Annotated in this window: 18 protein-coding genes and 1 pseudogene; 5 read left to right on the forward strand and 14 right to left on the reverse strand. The window is 62.5% G+C overall.

Annotated elements, in window-relative coordinates; translation table 11 throughout:
• Together C2L64_RS08115 and C2L64_RS08120 are read right to left on the reverse strand one after the other, a co-directional pair.
• The gene (locus tag C2L64_RS08115) at positions 1-963 is read right to left on the reverse strand and encodes a D-2-hydroxyacid dehydrogenase family protein (RefSeq protein WP_090837536.1); all 963 of its coding nucleotides are present in this window, start codon (positions 961-963) and stop codon (positions 1-3) included.
• 395 nt (positions 964-1,358) lie between these two features.
• Positions 1,359-2,828, reverse strand: a complete 1,470-nt coding sequence (locus C2L64_RS08120) for a mannitol dehydrogenase family protein (protein WP_090837504.1) — start codon at positions 2,826-2,828, stop codon at positions 1,359-1,361.
• A 95-nt stretch (positions 2,829-2,923) separates the two neighbouring features.
• Between C2L64_RS08120 and manD the strand changes: the two genes are divergently transcribed.
• From manD to C2L64_RS08145, 5 genes are read left to right on the forward strand one after another with little or no spacing between them, the layout of a single operon-like run.
• On the forward strand, positions 2,924-4,132 hold the full coding sequence (manD, locus tag C2L64_RS08125; protein WP_007577226.1) for a D-mannonate dehydratase ManD: 1,209 nt from the start codon (positions 2,924-2,926) through the stop codon (positions 4,130-4,132).
• Positions 4,133-4,170: 38 nt separating this feature from the next.
• The gene (locus C2L64_RS08130; protein ID WP_090837506.1) at positions 4,171-5,541 is read left to right on the forward strand and encodes an MFS transporter; all 1,371 of its coding nucleotides are present in this window, start codon (positions 4,171-4,173) and stop codon (positions 5,539-5,541) included.
• A 51-nt stretch (positions 5,542-5,592) separates the two neighbouring features.
• A complete protein-coding gene (locus C2L64_RS08135) occupies positions 5,593-6,630 on the forward strand; it encodes an L-idonate 5-dehydrogenase (RefSeq protein WP_090837509.1) in 1,038 nt (345 codons plus the stop codon).
• Positions 6,631-6,685: 55 nt separating this feature from the next.
• Complete coding sequence (locus C2L64_RS08140) at positions 6,686-7,984, forward strand: MFS transporter (RefSeq protein ID WP_042313626.1); 1,299 nt, start codon at positions 6,686-6,688, stop codon at positions 7,982-7,984.
• Positions 7,985-8,014: 30 nt separating this feature from the next.
• On the forward strand, positions 8,015-8,860 hold the full coding sequence (locus C2L64_RS08145) for a GntR family transcriptional regulator (RefSeq protein WP_278254755.1): 846 nt from the start codon (positions 8,015-8,017) through the stop codon (positions 8,858-8,860).
• Here the strand turns inward: C2L64_RS08145 and C2L64_RS08150 are convergent.
• The 12 genes and pseudogenes from C2L64_RS08150 to C2L64_RS56060 all read right to left on the reverse strand — a co-directional run.
• Entirely contained in the window at positions 8,857-9,165 is a 309-nt protein-coding gene (locus tag C2L64_RS08150) for a hypothetical protein (protein ID WP_086919035.1), read from the reverse strand. The two genes, C2L64_RS08145 and C2L64_RS08150, sit on opposite strands and share 4 nt — an antisense overlap.
• A gap of 95 nt (positions 9,166-9,260) precedes the next feature.
• A complete protein-coding gene (locus C2L64_RS08155; protein WP_244144662.1) occupies positions 9,261-10,262 on the reverse strand; it encodes an amidohydrolase family protein in 1,002 nt (333 codons plus the stop codon).
• A gap of 163 nt (positions 10,263-10,425) precedes the next feature.
• A complete protein-coding gene (locus tag C2L64_RS08160; protein WP_090837514.1) occupies positions 10,426-12,060 on the reverse strand; it encodes a cation acetate symporter in 1,635 nt (544 codons plus the stop codon).
• The gene (locus C2L64_RS08165) at positions 12,057-12,419 is read right to left on the reverse strand and encodes a DUF485 domain-containing protein (protein WP_007577251.1); all 363 of its coding nucleotides are present in this window, start codon (positions 12,417-12,419) and stop codon (positions 12,057-12,059) included. The genes C2L64_RS08160 and C2L64_RS08165 overlap by 4 nt, the downstream gene beginning before the upstream one ends.
• A 76-nt stretch (positions 12,420-12,495) precedes the next feature.
• Positions 12,496-13,719, reverse strand: coding sequence for an FAD binding domain-containing protein (locus tag C2L64_RS08170; RefSeq protein ID WP_007577252.1), 1,224 nt, complete (start codon positions 13,717-13,719; stop codon positions 12,496-12,498).
• A gap of 1 nt (position 13,720) precedes the next feature.
• Positions 13,721-14,188, reverse strand: a complete 468-nt coding sequence (locus tag C2L64_RS08175) for a VOC family protein (protein WP_079485522.1) — start codon at positions 14,186-14,188, stop codon at positions 13,721-13,723.
• Positions 14,189-14,406: 218 nt separating this feature from the next.
• Entirely contained in the window at positions 14,407-15,108 is a 702-nt protein-coding gene (locus tag C2L64_RS08180; RefSeq protein ID WP_007577257.1) for a TetR/AcrR family transcriptional regulator, read from the reverse strand.
• Positions 15,109-15,247: 139 nt separating this feature from the next.
• Positions 15,248-17,509, reverse strand: coding sequence for a xanthine dehydrogenase family protein molybdopterin-binding subunit (locus tag C2L64_RS08185; RefSeq protein ID WP_090837517.1), 2,262 nt, complete (start codon positions 17,507-17,509; stop codon positions 15,248-15,250).
• Positions 17,506-18,018 carry a (2Fe-2S)-binding protein gene (locus C2L64_RS08190; protein WP_079485525.1) on the reverse strand — a complete coding sequence of 171 codons (513 nt, stop codon included), beginning with the start codon at positions 18,016-18,018 and terminating at the stop codon, positions 17,506-17,508. Before C2L64_RS08190 ends, C2L64_RS08185 begins: the two co-directional genes overlap by 4 nt.
• Complete coding sequence (locus C2L64_RS08195) at positions 18,015-19,289, reverse strand: c-type cytochrome (protein ID WP_090837519.1); 1,275 nt, start codon at positions 19,287-19,289, stop codon at positions 18,015-18,017. The genes C2L64_RS08190 and C2L64_RS08195 overlap by 4 nt, the downstream gene beginning before the upstream one ends.
• A 14-nt stretch (positions 19,290-19,303) precedes the next feature.
• On the reverse strand, positions 19,304-20,437 hold the full coding sequence (locus C2L64_RS08200) for an alkene reductase (RefSeq protein WP_079485531.1): 1,134 nt from the start codon (positions 20,435-20,437) through the stop codon (positions 19,304-19,306).
• A 184-nt stretch (positions 20,438-20,621) separates the two neighbouring features.
• Positions 20,622-20,873 (reverse strand): annotated as a pseudogene (locus tag C2L64_RS56060) (MFS transporter); the annotation flags it as partial.
• Positions 20,874-21,619: the final 746 nt, after the last annotated feature.

Here is a 21,619-nt window from a genome sequence, read left to right on the forward strand (position 1 = left end):
TCATGCATTGGGCTGTTGCGGCTGATTGAGCCATTCGACTATATTGCGGACCGTATCGCCGTAGAACGTCTGATACAACTCATGCGCCACATAGCCGATATGCGGCGTGGCAAGCACGTTGGTCAGCGAGCGAAACGGGTCCGTTAGCTGGAGCGGCTCGGTGTCGTAAACGTCGACGGCGGCGCCTGCGATCTGTCCGCTCTTTAGCGCGGCGATTAACGCCGCCGTATCGACGATCGGACCGCGCGACGTATTGACGATACGGCTCGTGCGCTTCATCCTGGCTAGCTCTTCCGCACCGACCAGACCCCGCGTTCGGTCGCTCAGGCGGACATGGATGGAGAGGAAGTCGGAAGCCGAGAACAGGGTATCCCTGTCGACCAGTTGTACGCCTTTCGATTCCGCGCGCTCGGCCGTCAGGTTCTGGCTCCAGGCAATCACATTCATTCTGAACGCGCGGCCGATCACGCCGACGGCCGAACCAATATGCCCAAGCCCGAGCAGGCCGAGCGTCTTGCCCGCCAGTTCCGTGCCGATCATCTGTTGCCAGCCGCCTTCGCGCAACGATTGGTTTTCGGCCGGGATATGGCGTGCCATCGCGAGAATCATCGCCCATGTGAACTCGATGGTCGGCGTGGACGAGTAACCCGTGTGGACGACCTTGACGCCGCGCTCTGCCGCTGCGTCCGTGTCGATCGACGCGTTGCCCGAACCCGTCGATGCAATCAGCTTGAGGTTCGGCAGGCGTTCGATGATCTCACGCGTAAGCGGCGTGCGCTCGCGCATCACGCACACGACGTCGAAGGGCTTCAACCGTTCGATCACTTGTGCCGGGTCTGCAACATGGTCGTTGAAGACCGTGATTTCCGCGCGATTCTCCAGCGGTGACCAGTCCGCCACTTTGAGCGCGACGTTCTGGTAGTCGTCGAGGACAGCAACTTTGATGAGGGGCGAGTTGGTCATGATGAGCTTCCATATTTGATTGCCGTCATGTGCATCGCGCAACAATGGCACCGGGCAGTGTGACATAAGGCTGCAGCTATTGCTCGTGCCCTGCCATGGTGTATCGCTTGCTGACCTGGCACGCGGCACAAAGAAGCAAGTATTCGGATAGCACTCAAGAGCTGGTCTCATGGAAACTGCTCACCATTGAACCAAAGCCACCTCACAGCGCTTACCCCATAGCGCGCTTAGGGAATCGTTATTTCGTTGAATTTCCGGAAGCCAACCGAGTTCCTCTACAACAGTCGTAAAGGTAACCGTAAAACTTCCGGATGGAAGGGCGCATTTTGACTGACTGCCCATCGGGAGTTCGAGCTGTCGCAGGCTCCAGCCGGCGCGCCACGCGCCACGGCGCGTCAGTCGCGCTCGATCGCGATGGCTTGTCGTGCGCCGTGCTGTAGCAGCCTGACAGCGTCCACCAGCCGTCGCCGGAAATCCTCCCGGTTCGCCAGTTCGGGCGGGAACACCTCCTTGATCGCCAGCATCGTTTCGACGAGTTGCTCCGGATCGGTACGGACACTCGCCGTGAGGCGTGCAGCCATCGGATCGCTGATGTCATAACGCGTCCCGTCGTCGGCGTGTCCGCGCAGGAACACGAGCCATGCCGCGACGGCCAGCGTGAGCCGTTCGATCGTTTGCCCTGCGTTCAAACGCGCCTCGATCGTTGCGAGCAGCCGAGGAGGAATCTTCTGGCTGCCGTCCATCGCGATCTGCGCGGTGCGATGCTTGAGCGCCGCATTCGCATAACGCGCGAGCAGTGCGTCACGATAGGCGAGCACGTCGAATGAAGGCGGCACGTCGAGCGTCGGCGCGATTTCGTCCGTCATCATCGCGTGGATCAGTGTTCTCAGAGGCGGATGGGCGATCGCTTCGTCGATGGTCGTGAAGCCCGCGAGCATCGACAGATACGCGAGCGTCGAATGCGTGCCGTTGAGCATGCGCAGCTTGGCGAGTTCGAACGGCATCACGTCATCGACGAGTTGTGCGCCGGCTCGTTCCCACGCGGGGCGTCCCGACGGAAAGCGGTCTTCGATCACCCATTGGCGAAACGGCTCGCATGGCACGGGCACGGCGTCGTGGGTATGTAATGCGTTCAGCGCCGCTTCGCGGTCGGCGTCGGTGGTGGAGGGCACGATGCGGTCCACCATCGTCGACGGAAACGCGACATGCGCGTCGATCCAGTCGGCGAGTTCACGCTCGAGCATGCGTGCAAACGACACGACCGCCTGCTTCAAGGCCGCGCCGTTGTGCGAGAGGTTGTCGCACGACAGCACAGTGAAGGGCGGCGTGCCGGCATCGCGTCTTTGTCTGAGGGAGGCGGCGAGGATGCCAGGCACAGTGGACGGCTCGTCCGGATGCGCCAGATCGTGCGCGATCCCTGCGTGGTTCAGGTCGACGTCGCCCGTTCGCGTGTCGCGGCAGTAGCCCTTCTCGGTGACCGTCAGCGAGACGATGCGCACGTTTTCATCGGCTAGCAATTCGAAAAGACGCGCACGGTCGTGCGGCATCGCGAGCACTTCCTTGAGCGCACGAATCACCGTGACGCTCACGCCTTCGGGCCCGCGTTCGACCACGCTATACAAGCCGTCCTGCGCCATCAACGCATCGCGCTTGCCCACGTCGCCCTGCAAGGTCACGCCGCAGATGCCCCAGTCGCCACCCGCCGCGAGCATGGCTTCTTCCGTATAAACGGCCTCGTGCGCGCGATGAAAATTACCGATTCCCAAGTGAACGATACCGATGCGTGGATCGCGCCACGCCGGCCCCAGCACGTGGTCGTTCAATGAGTTGAGTGCGGTGCGGCAAAGCGATGGGTTGGCGGTCATGTTCAGGTCCGAAGCGCGGGAAAACCCGTTGTTGACGATTCAATATACTTGTATGGTAGCATCACTTCCATCGAATGCGACTCAAGGAAATCCCCATGAAAATCGTCCGCGCCGATGTGATCGTCACGTGTCCCGGCCGCAACTTCGTCACGCTTAAGGTGGTGACGGACGAGGGCGTGCATGGCATCGGCGATGCCACGTTGAACGGCCGCGAACTCGCGGTGGCGTCGTATCTGAAGGACCATGTGTGCCCATTGCTGATCGGGCGCGATCCGGGACGCATCGAGGATATCTGGCAATTTCTTTACAAGGGCGCGTACTGGCGCCGCGGCCCGGTAACGATGACCGCGATCGCCGCTGTCGATATGGCGCTGTGGGACATTCTCGGCAAGGTGGCGAACCTGCCGCTGTACCGGCTGCTGGGCGGCGCGTCGCGTGAAGGCGTGATGGTCTACGGCCATGCGACGGGGCGCGACATTCCCGAAGCGCTCGACCGTTACCAGGAGCACATCGAAGCCGGCTACAAGGCTATTCGCATTCAGTGCGGCGTGCCGAACATGCGCTCGGTCTATGGCGTGTCGAAGGGTTCCGGCATGTACGAGCCCGCGACCAAAGGTGCCGTCGAGGAGCAAAGCTGGTCGACGGAAAAGTATCTCGACTTCGTACCGAAGCTCTTCGAAGCCGTGCGCGACAAGTTTGGCTTCGATACCCACATGCTGCACGACGTGCATCACCGGCTCACGCCGATCGAAGCGGCGCGCCTGGGTAAATCGGTCGAGCCGTATCGGCTCTTCTGGATGGAAGACCCGACGCCCGCCGAAAACCAGGCGGGCTTCCGCCTGATACGCGAGCACACGGTCACGCCAATCGCGGTCGGCGAAGTGTTCAACAGCATCTGGGACTGCAAGCAACTGATCGAAGAGCAGTTGATCGACTACATCCGCGCGACGCTCACGCACGCGGGCGGCATCACGCACCTGAAGCGCATCGCCGATTTCGCTTCGCTCTATCAGGTGCGCACGGGCTGTCACGGGCCATCGGATCTGTCGCCCGTCTGCATGGGCGCGGCGCTTCACTTCGACCTGTGGGTGCCGAACTTCGGCGTGCAGGAATACATGGGCTTTCCGAAAGAAGCGCTCGACGTGTTCCCGCATGCGTGGAGCTTCGATCACGGCATGATGCATCCCGGCGAGGCGCCGGGACATGGTGTCGATATCGATGAGGAAGCGGCCGCGCGCTATCCGTACGACCCGGCGTATCTGCCCGTCGCGCGGCTCGAAGACGGCACGTTGTGGAACTGGTAAGTCCCTTCGACAGATAAAACGACAGCCAGGAGACAGGCATGGCAGACAAGAAAACCCGTGCGATGCTGCGGCGCGTGGCCGCTGCATCGACGATCGGCACGGCCGCCGAGTACTACGATTTCTTCGTGTACGGCACGGCTGCCGTGCTCGTGTTCGGCGCGAAGTTCTTCCCGTCGAGCGACCCGCTGATCGGCACGCTCGCGGCATTCGCGACCTACGCCGTGGGGTTCGTGGCACGGCCACTCGGCGGCATCGTGTTCGGCCATTTCGGCGATCGCATCGGACGCAAGAAGGCGTTGATCGTCACGATCCTGATCGTCGGGCTGGGGACGTTCGCGATCGGCCTGCTGCCGGACTATTCGCAGATCGGCGTCTGGGCGCCTGCATCGCTGATACTGATTCGCGTGCTGCAGGGCTTCGGCGTAGGTGGTGAACAAGCGGGCGCGGTGTTGTTGACGGCGGAATATGCACCGCCTCGCGAGCGCGGTTTTTTCGCGAGTCTCGTGCAGCTCGGCGCACCTGCGGGCTTCCTGATTCCGTCGGGTCTATTCGCGCTGCTGAGCGCGACACTCACGCATGAGCAACTGATGGACTGGGGCTGGCGTCTGCCGTTTCTGGGCAGCATCGTACTGGTCGTAGTCGGCCTGTATATCCGGCTGCGCACGGAAGAGTCGCCGATCTTCGCCAGCATCCGCGAGACGAAGGCAGTCGAGTCGCGGCCGGTGGTCGAGGTCGTGAAGCAGTTCGGGCCTACCATCGTGAAAGGCGTCGGCGCGAAGCTGATCGAGGCGTGCACGTTCGCGATGTACACGATGATCGTCCTCGCCTACGGACGTGCCCACGGCATCAGCGAAAGCCTGCTGCTGCAGACCATCATCGTTGCTGTCGTGCTGGAGCTTCTCGCGATTCCGCTGGTCGGCGCGCTGTCGGATCGCATCGGCCGGCGCACGACGTTCATCACGGGCGCGGTGCTGCAAGTGCTGCTCGTCGTGCCACTGTTTCATGCCGTCGACAGCGGCAACCGTCTCGCGATCCAGGCGGCGATGATACTCGCGATCTCGGTCGGTCACAGTCTGTGCTATGCGCCTCAGGCATCGCTTTTCCCCGAGCTCTTTCCAGCGCGCGTGCGATGCAGCGGCATTGCGCTCATCTGGCAGATTGGATCGCTGATCGGCAGCGGTGTGCTCGGACTCGTCGCGGTCAAACTGATTCAGGCGACACACGGAAATTCGATCGGGCTTGTCATCTATGTGGCGTTGCTCGGGATCGTCTCGGCCGTCTGCATTTTCCTTCTCCCCGAAACCGCTCCCGCGCGACGCGGCGGGGATCTCCATGACTGGGGCGCGCCGCAACGCGAGCCAGCCTTGCACGAAGCACACGCATCGGCCGCTTTCGCTGCAGGCCAATAGCGCGCCAACAAGCACGCCGATACGGCAGCCCCTTGATACAGGATCACGACCATGTTTGCAGCCGTTCTCCACGAACCGAAGAAACTCCTCATCGACGAACTCGATGATCCGCAACCGCAAGCCGGTCAGGTCCAGATTCGCGTGCGCGCTGGCGGCATCTGCGGCTCCGATCTCTCGTATTACTTCAAGGGCAAGAGCGGCGATTTCGCGGTGCGCGAACCGTTCGTGCTGGGTCATGAAGTCGCGGGTGAAGTCGCGGCGCTAGGCGAGGGCGTGAGCGGCCTTGCCGTCGGGCAGCGTGTCGCCGTGAATCCGGGGCTCAACTGCGGCGTCTGCCGATACTGCGTCAAGGGCATGCCGAATCATTGCCTGAACATGCGCTTCATGGGCAGCGCGTCGACGTTTCCGCACATGCAGGGCATGTTCCGCCAGTTCATCGCGGTGAGCGCGCATCAGTGCGTGCCCGTGCCGGACGGACTCGACTTCGCGCAGGCGTCGATGGCCGAGCCGCTCGCGGTGGCGCTGCATGCGCTGCGCCTGGCCGGCTCGCTGGTCGGAGCGAAGGTGCTGCTGGTGGGTTGTGGACCGATCGGTTGCATTCTGCTTGCCGTGGCGAAGCGGGCGGGCGCGCACCGCATCGTTGCACTCGATCTCGCGGAAAAAGCATTGCAAATGGCGGCGACACTCGGCGCCGACGAAACCGTGCTCGCCAACGATCAAACACGCATCGATCAGTGGGCGCAGCAGCGCGGCACTTTCGACGTGGTGCTGGAGGCGTCGGGTAGTACGGCAGGCCTCGATACCGCGTTGCGCGCGGCGCGCGCGGGCGGCACGGTCATCCAGGTCGGCAATCTGCCGGCGGGGCAGTCGCCCGTGGCGGCAAACCTGGTGATGTCGAAGGAGCTTCGCTATCAGGGCTCGTTCCGCTTCACCGACGAATACGCCGTTGCCGCCGAAGAACTCGGCGCGCACAAGATCGATCTGCGCCCGCTGATGACGCACGCGTTCTCGCTCGAAGAAGCGAACCGTGCCTTCGAAGTCGCGCAAGACCGCACGCAATCGATGAAGGTTCATCTGAAGTTCGACTAACTCATCCACATGAACCGCCTGGACAGACAAAGAGGCGGAGCACTGGAGACACACCATGATCAAGAGCCAGCGATGGTTCGTCGTCGGCCTGCTGTTTCTTGCGGGCGTCATCAATTACCTCGACCGCGCGGCCCTTTCGATCGCCGCGCCGCTGATCCAGAAAGACCTGAACTTTTCGCATGCACAGATGGGCATCGTGTTCAGCAGTTTCTTCATCGGCTATGCGCTGTTCAACTTCATCGGCGGCGTGGCCTCCGATAAATTTGGCGCGAAGAAAGTGTTCGGCGGCGCGATGGGCATCTGGTCGATCTTCTGCGGCGCCACGGCGCTCGCGAGCGGGCTCGTCTCGCTGATCGTGCTGCGTGTGCTGTTCGGCATGGGGGAGGGCCCGTTCAGTTCGTCGAACAGCAAGATGGTGAACAACTGGTTTCCGCGCCGCGAAGTGGCGAGCGCGATCGGCGTCATCAGCTCGGGCACGCCGCTCGGCGGCGCGCTCGCGGGGCCTGTGGTCGGCTATATGGCGATCCAGTTCGGCTGGCGCTGGGCGTTCGTCGCGATTATGGTGTTCGGCCTCGCGTGGCTCGTGTTCTGGTCGTTTGCCACGACCGAACATCCGCAGCAGAACAGGCGCGTGAAGCCGGCCGAACTCGATCTGATCGTCGCGGGCCAGCAGCAGGCTTCGTCGATGGAACATGCGCCCGCGGGTAAGAAGACGGGACTCGGCTTCTACCTGAAGCAACCCATCATCCTCGCGACCGCGCTGGCGTTCTTCTCCTACAACTACGTGCTGTTCTTCTTTCTATCGTGGTTCCCGACCTATCTGACGGAAGCTCATCACATGTCGCTGCACGACATGAGCATCGCGACGGTGATCCCGTGGGTGCTCGGCAGCATCGGGCTCGCGGCAGGCGGCTTCATCACCGACTTCATCCTGCGCCTGACGGGCAAGCCGTTGCTGTCGCGGCGGATCGTGCTGTCGGTGTGCCTCGGCGCGGCGGCCGTGTGCGTCGGCTTCGCCGGACGCGTGCAGAGCATGCAGGGCGCCGTGGCGCTGATGTCGGTTTCGATTTTCTTCCTGTACGTCACCGGCTCCGTCTACTGGGCGGTGATCCAGGATACGGTGCGCCGCGAGAACGTGGGCGGCGTGGGCGGCTTCGTGCATCTGCTCGCCAATCTCGCGGGCGTGATCGGACCGGCCGTGACGGGCTTCATCGTGCAGGCCACGCACGGCGCGTATGGCAGCGCATTTGTGCTGGCCGGAGCGATCGCGGTGATCGGCGCGCTGTGCGCACTCGTGTTCATCCGCGAACCCAAGTCGCAAAAAGCCCCCGCAGAGCGTAAACTAGTATGGTAGTTTTGCGATACTAGTCTTCGATTACCCGGTATGGACACGAAAATTGCAAGCCCGAAGTCCGCGTCGCGGCGCGAGAAAAGAACCGCCACGCTGACCGTTGCTCCCGTCGCGAGTCAGGCCCGCGCGGTTTCCGACGGCGAAGTGAAAACGCCGCTGCGCGGCGCGCTGATGGGTTTGTCCGTCGAATCGCACGAGCCGATCGGCAAGCAGATCTTCCGCTCGTTGCGCGAGGCGATCTTTACGGGGCTGCTCGCGCCCGGCACACCGCTTTCAGAGAAAGAGGTGTCGGAGATGTTTCAGGTGTCCCGGCAGCCCGTGCGCGAAGCCTTCATCAAGCTCGTCGAGGCCGGCGTGCTGCAGGTGTTGCCGCAGCGCGGCACCTTCGTGAAGCGGATCTCCCCGCGAAAGGTGCGCGAGGGGCGTTTCATTCGCGAGGCGATCGAGGCGGCCGTCGTACGCAAGGCGGCCGTGGCCATTACCGATGCGCAACTGGCGGAACTTGCCGCGAACCTGCGCGAGCAGAAGGTGGCGGCAAAAGTCAATGACACGGCCGCGTTTCTCGCCTGCGACGAGCAGTTTCACTTCCTGATCGCTCAGTCCATCGATTGCGTTGCGGCGTGGGAGACGATCCAGGACATCAAGGCGCAGATGGATCGTGTGCGCTATCTGAGTCTGCATGAAGTGTCGCCGCTCGACCTGCTGATCAAGCAGCACGCGCTGATCGTAAGCGGGCTGAAGGCGCACGATCCCGACGCCGCGGAAAACGCGATGCGCGCGCATTTGCGGGAGATTCTGGTGTCGCTCGGGCCAGTGGCGCAGCTCAACCCGGACTGGTTCGAACCGGACGAGCCTGAGGCCGTGCGGTTGATCCTCTAACGTTCAAAAACCGCCGTGTGCCTGGCAAGGCTTCCTGCAGCGGAAATGGGCCGCGTGCGGCGCAACGCTCGGCGGCGGACTTTCGTTTTCGCCGACATCTCCGGACGACTCAACATGGCTGCGTCGAGGGTGAATCGCTTATGGTGAAGACGCATGCGAGGCGGCGCGTGGCCCGCCACGCCGCCGCCCTGTCCACGCAAAGACATGACAGAGCGTTCGCAGATTTCCACGTCATGCCCGATGCAATCGAGCGTCAGGGCGGCAGCGAGACCCGCTATCGAGCCTCCTGCAATGATCACTTTCATCGTTGGCGACTCCTGTCCCCGGCAGGCGGTGAACTTCGATCATTGTGTCCGTGACGCCCGTTCGCCGCATCGAAGGCGGCAGTGGTATGCCACTACTAGATGCGAAGGAGTTTGCCTGCGTTGCCGCCAAGAATCATCGCGCGCTGCTGCGCGGTAAGGTCCAGACGGTCGAGAAAACGCACAGGCTGCTCGTAACCCATATCGAAGCAGTAATCGCTTCCGAGTACCAGTCTGTCTACGCCGATGTTCTGCATCAGATAGTCGAGTACCGGGCCGGAATGAGAAACCGTGTCATAACAGAAGCGCCTTAAATAGCTGCTCGGCTTTTGTGCCAGTCGCCGCGTTTCCGGGCGTGCCGTCCAACCTGCATCGAGACGTCCGATGAGGATCGGCAACGCGCCGCCCGCGTGCGGCAGGGTCACCTGCAGTTCCGGAAAACGATCGAGCACGCCGCCGAAAATCAGGTGCGATCCGGCAATCGCCGTATCGAAGGGATTACCTAGCAGATTGCTGAGGTAGAAATCACCGAGTCTCGAACCTCCAACTGTCTGCTGCGGATGCAGGAAGACCGGGAGATTCAATTGCTCGATGCGCGCGAAGACGGGCAAAAACAGCGGGTCGTCGAGGTCGCGATTGTTGATGTTCGTGCCCATGTACACGCCTCGGACGCCGGGCAATTGCGATGCGCGCTCTAGTTCGTCGATTGCGTCGGTAGCGTTCAGCATTGGCAGTGTTGCGAGCACGACGAATCGCGTCGGATGCTCCTGGCAGATTCGCGACGCCGCTGTGTTCCACTCACGCGCGAGCCTCGCATTGAAGTTCCGGTCTCCCCAATATGCCATCGGCACACTCAGCGACAATGCCTGTACATCGACGCCGGATGCATCCATGTCCTTGAGCCGCTCATCCACGTTGATGAACTTCATCGGCAGAGGGCCGAGACCGCCGGCGGGCGTCTGGAAAGTAAAGGACTTGTCGTCGCAGACGAACGCTCCGCCGAACTGCTTCCCAGCGCCGCCAACGAGATCGCAATAGCTTTCCGGGTAGTAGTGCGCGTGAATGTCGATCGATCTAACTGCGGTTCGCGACAGGCCCAATGCCGCGCTCCGAGCCTCCGCTGCCGAAGCGGTTCGTCCGGCGATCACGGTGCCCGCCAGCGCACTGAGGGCGCCAAGCAGGCGTCGGCGGCCGGGTGAGACGCAACACAGGCAATTCATCATCTTGTCTCCGTTTTTGTTCAAGTCGTTTCTGTCAGGTTCTTTAGCTACGTTTAGCCATGCCCAGTTCGCAGTCGACGAGTTGTCTGTCAAACAGCGCACGCTCGCCCTTTGCACGCGCTGAGTTGTCGAACAGCGAGAACACCACGATCCCGGCGAACGCGACAATCATCGAAAAGAGCGCGGGGTATTCATACGGGTACAGGGCGTGTGCGTGGCCGAGCACCTGTACCCAGACGGTCGGGCTCAGCACAGTCAGCGTGACGGCCGTTATGAGCCCGAGCATGCCGCCCACGACGGCGCCGCGCGTTGTCAGCCCACGCCAGTAAATCGAAAGCAGCAGCACGGGGAAGTTCGAACTCGCCGCGATCGAGAACGTCAGGCTGACGATGAAGGCGATGTTCTGCTTTTCGAAGGCGATGCCGAGCAGAATCGACAGAACGCCAAGTACGAGCGTCGTCACGCGCGATACGCGCATTTCTTCGCGGTCCGTGCATTTGCCGCCGCGCAAAACATTTGCGTAGAGATCGTGCGAGATCGCGGACGATCCAGCCAGCGTCAGCCCCGCGACCACGGCAAGAATGGTCGAGAATGCGACGGCACAGATGAAGCCAAGAAACACGTTGCCGCCGACCGCATGGGCCAGGTGAATCGCGACCATGTTTGCACCGCCGGTCACCGCACCTGCTGCGTTGTGATACTGCGGGTCCGGTGCCACGAGAGCAATCGACCCGAAGCCGATGATGATGATCAGCGCATAGCCAATACCGACGATCCCCGTCGCGTACAGAACGCTTTTGCGTGCGGCCTGAACATCGCCCACGGTGAAGAAGCGCATCAGGATATGCGGCAGCCCCGCTGTGCCGAAGATCAGCGCAAGACCGAGGGATACCGCGGAAACAGGATCCGAAACCAGGCCGCCCGGACTCATGATCGCTACGTGCTTCGGATGCGCGAGTATCGCCTGCGCGAAAAGCGCATTCATGCTGAAGCCGAAACGACTGAGCACCATGAACGCCATGAATGCCGCGCCCGCCAGGAGCAGGACCGCCTTGATGATCTGGATCCACGTCGTTGCCAGCATGCCGCCGAAGAACACGTACACGACCATCAGCACGCCAACGACCACCACGGCAACGGTGTAGTTCAGGCCGAACAGCAGTTCGACCAGCTTTCCCGCGCCGACCATTTGCGACACGAGGTACAGCAACACGATCACGATCGAACTCGATGCCGCAAATGCGCGTATCGGCCGTTGCTGGAGACGATAGGAGACCACGTCGGCCAGCGTGTACTTGCCGAGATTGCGCAGCGGTTCGGCGATCAGGAAGAGAATGATCTGCCAGCTCGCGAGGAAGCCGACGGAGTAGATCAGGCCGTCATAGCCGCTCGTGAAGACAAGCGCCGAGATGCCGAGCAACGACGCCGCCGACATATAGTCGCCTGCAATGGCCCAGCCGTTCTGGAACGCGGTGATCTTTCCTCCCGCCGCGTAGTGATCGGCCACGCTGTTGTTCTTGCGCGCCGCCCAGCGGGTGATCAAAAGCGTCGAGGCGACGAACAGCAGGAACATGCCGATCGCAATCGGATTGTGGCCGTGCGCGAGCGACGAGGGCTCTGACGCGAGCGCGGGCAATGCGTCGATGGCGAGGATCGACGTCAGCAGAAAGCGCTTCATTGTTCGTTTCCTTCCCGGATGTCCGCGACGATCGCGTCATGAACCGAATTGGCTTGATAGACGTACACGGCGACCAGCGCAAACGTGACGACGAACATGCCGAAGCCGACGGGTATGCCCCATGTCGCAGGTTGACCTTGCACGATGGGTTGCCCGAGCAGGCGCGGCGAGAAAGCCAGCGTGAGGATGAACGCGAAATAGATCGCAAGCATCACGAATGTCAGCGACCAGGCGAGTGTCCGGCGACGCCGCACCAGATAACTAAAGCGCGCGTCGTTGAGCAGCGGGTGTGTCGTCGCGGCGGGTACCGCCGTGCTTCCAATCGCAGCGGCTGCCGTTGCGGGGAGGGAGTGGTCCACGATGTCTCCTTCGTGTCGATTGTCGTGAAGTGGGCGAGCTGCCGGACGGGCGGATGCCGCCCGTCTCCACTCGCAATCAGAAATGCGCCGGAACGGCCGTCTCGCGCATCACGGCTTCTGGTGTCCGGTAACGCTCGGCCATTTCGCGTTCGGTCGGGGTCTTCAACTGTGCCTGCATGTAGGCGCCAAGATGGCGCGCATGCTGAACGATCGCGGTCCCGAACTGGGTGCGAACCTCGCTGTAGTCGGACAACGCGTCGAGCGTGTCGGCGTGTTTGCGCAGCGCGGTGACGAGTGCCATTGCATCTCCCGCGGCTTTGGTCACGCCCATGCCGCAATGCGGCCGTGCGACGAACGCGGCGTCGCCGAGCAGCGCAATGCGGCCAAATGCCATTTGCGGCACTTCGAGATCGAAGATCGGCTGGAAAAGCGGCTGGCTTGCCTTCGTGACGACTTCCGCGAACTGGGGCGAAAGAAGGTCGAGCGCGGCGTCTTGCATGTCGGCGAGCACGTCGCGCCGGATGAGCGTCGGCGGAATGCCGCCCGTCCAGAGTTTGCCTGTGGCATCCGTCAACAGGTCTGGCAGATCCATGTCTTCGCTGGTGGGGCGATACCAGACGAAGTTGTAGCGCCGCTCGCCGCGCCTGGTGCTGTTTCCCAAACCGGCGACGGGATAGCCGATGATCTGCTCACGCGGCGGCAGGCAGAATGCGAACTTCTCGAAGAGGGCGTCGCGTGTGGCTATGGACAGCGCGAGTTCGTCGACGAGACCGCGCCACGCGACATAACCCGCGTACTGAAGCTGAACGTCAGGAAGAAGCTGTTCGCGCACGGCGGAGCGAAAACCATCCGCCGCAATGATCATGTCGGCATGGATGACGGCGCCGTCGGCAAGCGTGATGGCCGCGTGCTCCGGCCCGTCGACGACGGCCGTCACGACCGCGCCTGAATGGTAGTGCTGATCGGGCAAAGCCGAGCGAAGCACGTGATACATCTTGCTCCACGCGGTCAGCGTCTGAGGAAGATTGCGTTCCGAAATGATCGAGCCATCCTGCGCGAGCGTGACGCGCGATTCCACCTTGACGCCGATCGACTCGTCGAGGCGGACGTCCGCCGCCTGCATCACGTCGAACAGCTCGGCGTGCGTGACGATGCCCGCGCCGCGGCCCGACAGTTCGTCCGGCACGCGCTCGAAGACATCCACATCCCAGCCATTGCGCAGGAGAAGATTCGCAGCGAAAAGGCCGCCCAGCGAACCGCCGATGATGGCTGCTTTCCGTTTCGTCGAAGTGTTGTTCATGTCAGTCTCCGTGGGCTGTGATGTTCTGGGTGCTCAAGTGAGCGACCTCGGCGGCGGGGAAGTTGAGTTCGATCGTGACCCCCGACGGATCTTCGATGAACACCTGGTGCAGTCCGAGGCTCGGCACGGTCCGGTCGCGCCACGCGATGTTTTCGGCGCGCAACGTGTCCCATATCTGCTGAACGCCAGTGGCCAGAAATGCGATGTGGTCGACGGTTCCTGTTCCTGTCGCCGGCAGGTCCTTGTCGCCGAGATATGCAGCGAGTCCGTCCGGGTTGGCCGGGTCGACCCCGATGATGTGGACCGTGCCGTAATCGGCTTCGTCGCCGCCCTTGTAAAGCCATGCGCCGGGGAAGTCGAACGGCGGGCGATAGCCGCGTTTGAAGCCGAGCACGCGTTCGTAAAAACGGCACGATTTCTCGAGATCGAGCGTGCGGATCGAGTAGTGGGCGAGTCTGGAAATAGGCATGAAGCTCTCCTGCTATTTATCGATCGATTAATGATCGTTCGATAAATTCTAGTCGAAAAAATCTTTTGGAAGTAGCGTGTTGGAAAGGGTGTTAACCCTGGGGAGAGGGAGACGGCGTGCGCGCCGCGCGAGGAAACTGGGGTGTCACCCGCGCGCGACGAAGGGAAGGGGCAGGATATTGGCGTGGAAGCGGGCCGCTCGATGCAGAAACCGCCGCGTTAAGCCGATTTTCCCGTTTTGCGGCTCGACTGCTTGAGCGCGTTGGGAACGCCATTCAGGAAGGCATCGATCTGCTGATCGATCTGGGCGTCGATATCTTCAGGCACCGGCAAGCCGTAGATCCATTTGCGCACGCCGATATAAAAGATGCTGGCGTGCAGACTCCAGATCAGTTCGAGATCGGATGCGCGTTCGGCTGCGGTCCTGGCGGCCTCCGCGCCGTACGCTTCACGGATCTCGCGCATCATCGGCACGAACACGCGCTCGCGCAGGCGCGCAAGGTACTTCGAGTTGATGCCTTCTTTCGTCAGCCCGGCGAAGATGAAAATGCGGATCCACTCGCGCCGCAGGATGACGTTTGCATAGGCGCTGTAGAAGCGCACCATCCTTTCCTGAATGCCAACCGAGCGGTCTGTGATCAGCTTTTCCCACTGCGGATTCCATTGATAGACCTCGTCGTAGACGCGGTCTATCAGCGCTTCCTTGCTGGAGAAATACCGGTAGAGCAGCGGTTGCGTGACGCCTAGCTGGCGCGCCAGTTCGCGCGTGCTGCCTGAGAATCCGTGGGTTGCGAAATGATCGATGGCCTTGAGGAGAATTTGCCGCTCGCGTACTTCGGGTGAGAGACGGCGCCCTGCGGTTTGCACGGCGTTGGAGGCGTCGTCGGGCGGCGCGGCCTCCGCGGTTTTTTTACGAGGCATGCTGGATCCACTACACGATGGGTGCAGCGATCATACAAAGATTGTCCCCGGGTGGCTAGCGGCGGACTTGCATTGCGTGAGCCGCCGCGCGGGTCGAGACCCCGCGCGGCGGCGAGCAAAAGCCTACGAAGTGAGCCGGTCACACGTCGATGAGTTTCCTCAACACGTCGCCCGCAATCGGCATTTCGCGCATGCGTTGACCCGTTGCGTCGAAAATCGCGTTGGCCAGTGCGCCCGCCGCCGGGCCCATCGATGCCTCCGCCGCACCGAGAAACGGCGCGCCCGGCCGGTCGATCAGATGAACGTTGATGCGCCTGGGCACGGACGAGAAGCGCAGAATCGGGTACGTTCCCCAGTCGAAACTGCGGATGCGGCTGGTGTCGTAGCGCAGTTCTTCGTGCAAGGTCCAGCTGGCGCACTGAACGATGCCGCCTTCGATCTGGTTGCGCACGCCGTCGGGATTCACAATCTGCCCCGAATCGACTGCGGCCTCCGCGTGCTCGAGCGTGACGTGGCCGGTTTCCGGCTCGACCGAGACTTCGACGGCAATGGCTACATAGGCCATCAGGTTCTTGTATTGCGCGAACGCAAAGCCCACGCCGCGATTGCGGGCGCGGGGTCCGCGCGGCCAACCGAACTGCTTTGCCGCAAGCTGGATCACATCCTTCGCGCGCGGATTCTGAAGGTGGCGCAGCCGGAAGGCGACAGGATCGATACCGGCCATGTGCGCCAGTTCGTCCATCGCGCTCTCGATGGAAAACACGTTGGTGTGCGCGCCGAGCGAGCGCATCGCCGAAGTCTGCAAGGGCATCGTCGGCGAGAAATTGTTCATCACCTGGATGTTCGGCAGCACGTAAAGGGGAATGCCGTTGCGGTCCCCGCCACCTTCGGGCTGGAGCATTGGCACGGAGGGCGCGGAGACGAAGGGCTTTTCGAGCATCCGCGCGGGCAGCAGGCGCCCCGCGTTGACGATGCGCTCGTTGTGCGAACTGCTCCAGAGCGCGTATTGCCAATCGACGATCTGGCCGGTCGCGTCGAGCGACGCCTTCAACTCCGTCACCATCGCGGGCGTGAAGTGATCCCAGACGTTTTCCTGCTCGCGCATCCACTGCACGCGGATGGGATGCCCCGGCATGGCGACGGCAATCAATGCGGCATGGGCGGCGACATCGTCCGCGCCGTTATGGCCATAGCAGCCGGAACCTTCCGTATGAATGCAGCGGATGTTTTCCTTTTGCATCGACAGCATTTCAGCGAGGCCGTCGCGCAGTGGATAGACCCCTTGCGAATGGGTCCAGACGGTGAGCACCGTGCCGTCGAATTGCGCAACCGAGCACGACGGCCCGATCGAACCGTGCAGCAGATAGCGTTTGATATACCGGGCGTTGAGCGTCTTCACAGCGGGGGCGACAGGCGCGTGTTGGTCCGCGACCTTGATCTGCTGGGTGGCGATCCGCTTGAGATCGCGATGCACCGTCGCGGGGTCGGGAAGAGTGCGGCCCGGCGTCCACTTGCTGCTGGCCTCCAGCGCCCGTTGCGCAACGACAGCCTGCCATTCGCCGCGCGCCACCACGGCCAGCATGCTGCCGTTGCGCACGATCTTGACGACGCCTGGCATCTGCATGACGGCGGCTTCGTCGAACGAAATGAGCTTCGCGTCGTACACCGGCGGCATGACGACGCGCGCGTGGAGCATGCCCGGCAACTGCATGTCCTGCACATAGCTCACGCCGCCCGTGACTTTCGACGGTATGTCGAGCCTTGGCAGCGTCGTGCCGATCAGCCGGTAGGTCTTCGGGTCCTTGAGCGGCGAGGTGTGCGTCGCGTTGCGATGGAGATCCACGAGGCCGACGGCATCGCCGTAGCTCATCCTGCGGCCGTCCGTCGCGCGGATGACGGCATCATTCGCAGTGAGCGTGCCTGCATCGACGCCGAAATGCTTCGCGGCCGCGTCGACGAGCAGTCCGCGCACCTGCGCCGCCGCGTTGAGCAGCGCGCTCCCGCTATCGGCGATGGTGTGGCTGCCCGCCGTGAGTCCCTCGTCGGGCGAAGCGCCCGTGTCCGCGGTAAGAAACGTGATGAGCGATGGCGCCATGTTCAGCTCTTCTGCCGCGACCTGAAGCAGCGCCGTGCGCACACCCGTGCCAAGTTCGACCTTGCCCGTGAAAACAGTGACCTTGCCTGCGGGCGTGATCTTGATCCACGCGTCGAGAAACGGATTGGTCTTGAGGCTGCCTGCGAGCGCCTGGGTTTCCTTCGCCACGTGCACGGCTGCACCTTCGTCGGCGATGACTTCCTGGGCGAGCGCATCCGTGGTCTTGACCATGCTGAACGCGACGAAGAGCGCCCCCGAAATCATGAAGCGCCGGCGGCCCTCGTCGATGAAATCATGCTCGCTCATGATGCGGCCTTCGCATGGGTGACGTGTTCGGCCGCTTGTACGCCCACTTGCGGTGCGGGCAAGCCCGCGACTTCGCGGATGGCGGCAAGAATGCGCATATGCGTGCCGCAGCGGCACAGGTTCGGCTCCATGTGCCCGCGCAGTTCCTGCTCGGTGGGATGCGGGTTGCGATCCAGCAGCGCCTGCGCGCGCATGATCATGCCGGCGATGCAATAGCCGCACTGCGCAGCCTGATGCTTGATGAACGCGCTCTGCAACGCGCCCGGATGCGCCGCCGTGCCGAGGCTTTCGAGTGTGCGCACGGGCCGTGTGCCGATCGCGCTGACGGGAACGATGCAGGAGAACGTAGCCTTGCCGTCGACAATGACGGTGCAGGCGCCGCACTGCCCCATGCCGCAGCCGAACTTTGCGCCGTGTAGCTGAAGATCGTTGCGCAGTGCGTAAAGCAGCGGCGTGGAGGGATCGATGTCGAGCGAGTGCTGTACGCCGTTTACGTTGAGTGAAATCATTGCGCGCTGTCCTCCTTTCTCAGCTTTGCGACCAGCGGTTGGGCGTCGGACCACGCTGGCTTTGTCGAATACGCGCCCCGTATATAGGCGACGAGATCCGCGACCTGACGGTCGTCGTATATTCCCGAGAACGCGGGCATATAGTTCATCGCGTTTTCGCCGTGCCAGTCGATACCGTTGAGGATCATCTGCACCGCGTTACGCGGCGTGGCGGCATTGATTGCCGTGCTGAACGCGAGGGTGGGACGCTCGCCGATCGTCTGCATCGGCGAGCCCGTGCCGTGGCATTGCGCGCACGAGGCATTGAAGAGCACGGCGCCGCGCTGTTCGGCGCGCGTGGCCGCAGGTGTTGCGACGGCTTGAACGGCGGGCGGCGTGCCTTTCTGGAGCGACAGGATGTAGTGCGCAATGGCCTCGACGTCTTCGGCCGGCACTGTCGCGAGGTCGCGCGTGACGGGCAGCATCGGGCCCGCAGCGGCGCCGTGTTCGGAAGCGCGTCCCGTGCGCAGATAGGTGACCAGCTGTTCCCTTGTCCACGCCTTTGCCGCGCCATCGAGCGTGTTGAGTGGCGGCGCTTCCCAGCCGTCGACGATACCGCCGTCGAAGGCATGGCCCGCTTTTTCGCCGCCGATCACATTCAACGGAGAATGGCACGACGCGCAGTGGCCGAGACCATCGACGAGCAGCTTGCCACGATTCCATTGCGCATCCTGCGAGGCGTCTGCGTCACGCGGCCCCGGATGCAGGAACAGTACGTTCCAGAAGGCCACCAGTGGCCGGAAATTGAGCGGGAAGATCAGACGGTTGGCGGGCGTGCTCGCCCGCACAGGCTCGCGGCTCATCAGATACGCGTAGGCCGCAGCGATGTCGTGGTCGGATATGCGCGTGAAGTGCACATAGGGAAACGCGGGATAGAGGATGTGGCCGTCACGCGAAACGCCATGCCGCAATGCCCGCGCAAAGGCGGCCTCGGACCAGTTGCCGATGCCCGTCTGCGGGTCGGGCGTGATGTTGGTCGCGTAGATCGTGCCGAACGGCGTTGCGAGCGGCAGTCCGCCCGCGAATGGGCGGCCGTCTTTCGCCGTGTGGCACACAACGCAATCGCCGAGCGCGACCACGCGCGCGCCTTCGCGCCGGAGTTGCGCATCGAAGCTATCAGGGACGGGCGGCGCGATCGGGGCGATCGCGGGCCGATACATGATGGCCGTTGCGATCGCGAGGCTGAGCACGGCGATCGCCGCCGCGCCGATCCAGATTCGTCTGCGATTCATCGCCGCTCCCTGTTTCAAGAGCGTGCCTGCGGGCCGCTCGACACCGACGTTGCGTTGTCGTGGCGTTCGTAGTCGGTGTAGCCGCTGCGTTCGCCACCGTACCAGCCGATGTCTTGCGGCAACGCAAGCGGTGCGTTCGCCGCGATGCGTTCAACGAGATCGGGGTTCGCGATATAGGCCCGCGCAAAGGCGATGAGATCGGCATCGCCGGATGCGATGAGCGTGTCGGCGGCTGCAGGCGTAATGCCGCCGTTCAGCATCAGCGTGCCCTTGAAGGGCTTGCGCAGTAGCCCGATGATGCGTGCGAGATCGGGTTTGCCGCTCCAGCCGTTTGTATCGGCAGCATGCAGGTAGGCGATACCCGCTTCGTCGAGCATCCGCGCGACGTAGTCGTAGGTAGCGTCGGGATCGCTGTCGCGCACATTGTTGTAGTGTGCGTAGGGCGAGACGCGTACCCCGATGCGCCCGACCGGCACGACTTCGCCGATTGCCTGGACGATCTCCGCCAGAAAGCGCGTGCGATTGGCGATCGTGCCACCGTATTCGTCGTCGCGTGTGTTAGTCGTCGAGGAAAGAAACTGATGCGGGAGGTAGCCGTTCGCAGCGTGAATTTCGACGCCGTCGAAGCCGGCGGCGAGCGCGTTGGCCGCGGCCGTGCGGTACTCGTGCACCGTATGCCGGATTTCGGCGGGCGTCATGGCGCGCGAAGGCGTCGCGTGAATTTTGGTGTAGTAGCCGTTTTGCAGTTGAGCCCAGACCTGAAGCTGTTCGAGATCGTCGTTCACGCCGGAAGGCGAAAGTGGTTGCTGTCCGCCGAGAAGGGCCATCGAACTCACGCGGCCGCCGTGCCAGAGCTGGGCGAAGATCCGCCCTTGCCGCGCGTGCACGGCATCGGTGACGGGGCGCCAGGCGGCGACCTGGTTGTCGGTGACGACGCCGGGCGTGAGATCGAACGCGGCGGATAGCGGGCTCACATTCGTTGCTTCGCTGATGATGAGGCCGGCGGACGCCCTTTGCGCGTAGTACGTCGCCATCAAGGCGGTTGCCTCACCGCGCTGCGGCGCGCGAGAGCGGGTCATCGGGGCCATCACCACCCGGTTCGCGAGCGGCAGGCCGGATAGTTCGAGGGGGCTGAGCAAAGAAGACATGGTCTGAATCCTGAAACGAGTGGGACGGTCGGGGGATATGTGAAGCCGGTCGGCTTGGCGCTCAGGTATTCGAAGGTCTGGGCATACGGCCGACCAGCAGAAAATGAATGAAGGCGATGAGCGGGAAAGCGAGTGCGACACTGGCGACGAGTGTCCAGCCGCCACGCTCGTACAGCGCGCTCGCCAGTGCCGAGCCGATCCCGCCGCCGACGAAGATGCTCGTCATGTAGAGCGCGTTGATCTGCGTGAGCGAAACGATGAGGCTCGCCGACCCCGAAGACATCTGGAGCGACGGACCGATCAATTCGGTGATCGGCTGCGCGTAATACAGATTGGCGACGATCGCGCCACAACTGAATGCGAACAGTGTGATGAGCCCTCGTGTGAGCCTTGTTGCGTGTTGCTTGTCTTGAGGCGCTCTCGAGAGGGTACACATGACGGTTCCTTAACGAATATAGCCACTGCGGAATGTGCCAAGCTTAGCCGTCGTTCTCAGGCCGCGGAATGTACTCGCGTCGCAATCGACCGTTGCTCGCTTCGCAACGCACGCACGTGTTTCTGGGGTCGCGCGCTCTCCGCGTCGAATCGCATCACATGAAATTCACGTGTGTTGATCGAATGATAAACAAAAATTCGCGCATGCGCCAGACACGGTTCCGGTGGGGCCATCACGGCTTTCTGGGATTGCTTCCGCCACGCGGAACTTCTCGCGCTAATCACGCTGCCTGTGGGACCCGATGAACGCGATGTCCCTCGTGATGCGTCTGACCGAATACCGGATATCGACGTCATCGATTCTGGCTGGCAGGTGCGCGGGAGAAAAGTAAAGTGTTCTGAAAATTCCTTTAACGCTGACACCTGAAAGCATCAGGAGCGCAGCGCATTGTTTGCGCGGGACCTTTCAGCGTGTCAGCGCGAACAATGTCGACAAACGTTGCGCGAAACGCCGAATGGCAGCACGAACGCCATGGCGGGCGGCTGAAGATGGCCGGCAGTATGCGTTCACAGAAACGGCCGGAAAGCTGCCATTGATAATTTCAACGTCCTCACAGCCACATGTTGTCCGTACCGGCGCTATCGGCAAGAAGTTGACGTTCGTGGTCTGATCATGAAAGACCGCTAACGAAGGTTAGCCGGTCGATTGATGTCGCCTCACCAGTTCGCCGCAGCACCAGCTCGCGC

Source organism: Paraburkholderia hospita, from assembly GCF_002902965.1.
Lineage (GTDB): Bacteria > Pseudomonadota > Gammaproteobacteria > Burkholderiales > Burkholderiaceae > Paraburkholderia > Paraburkholderia hospita.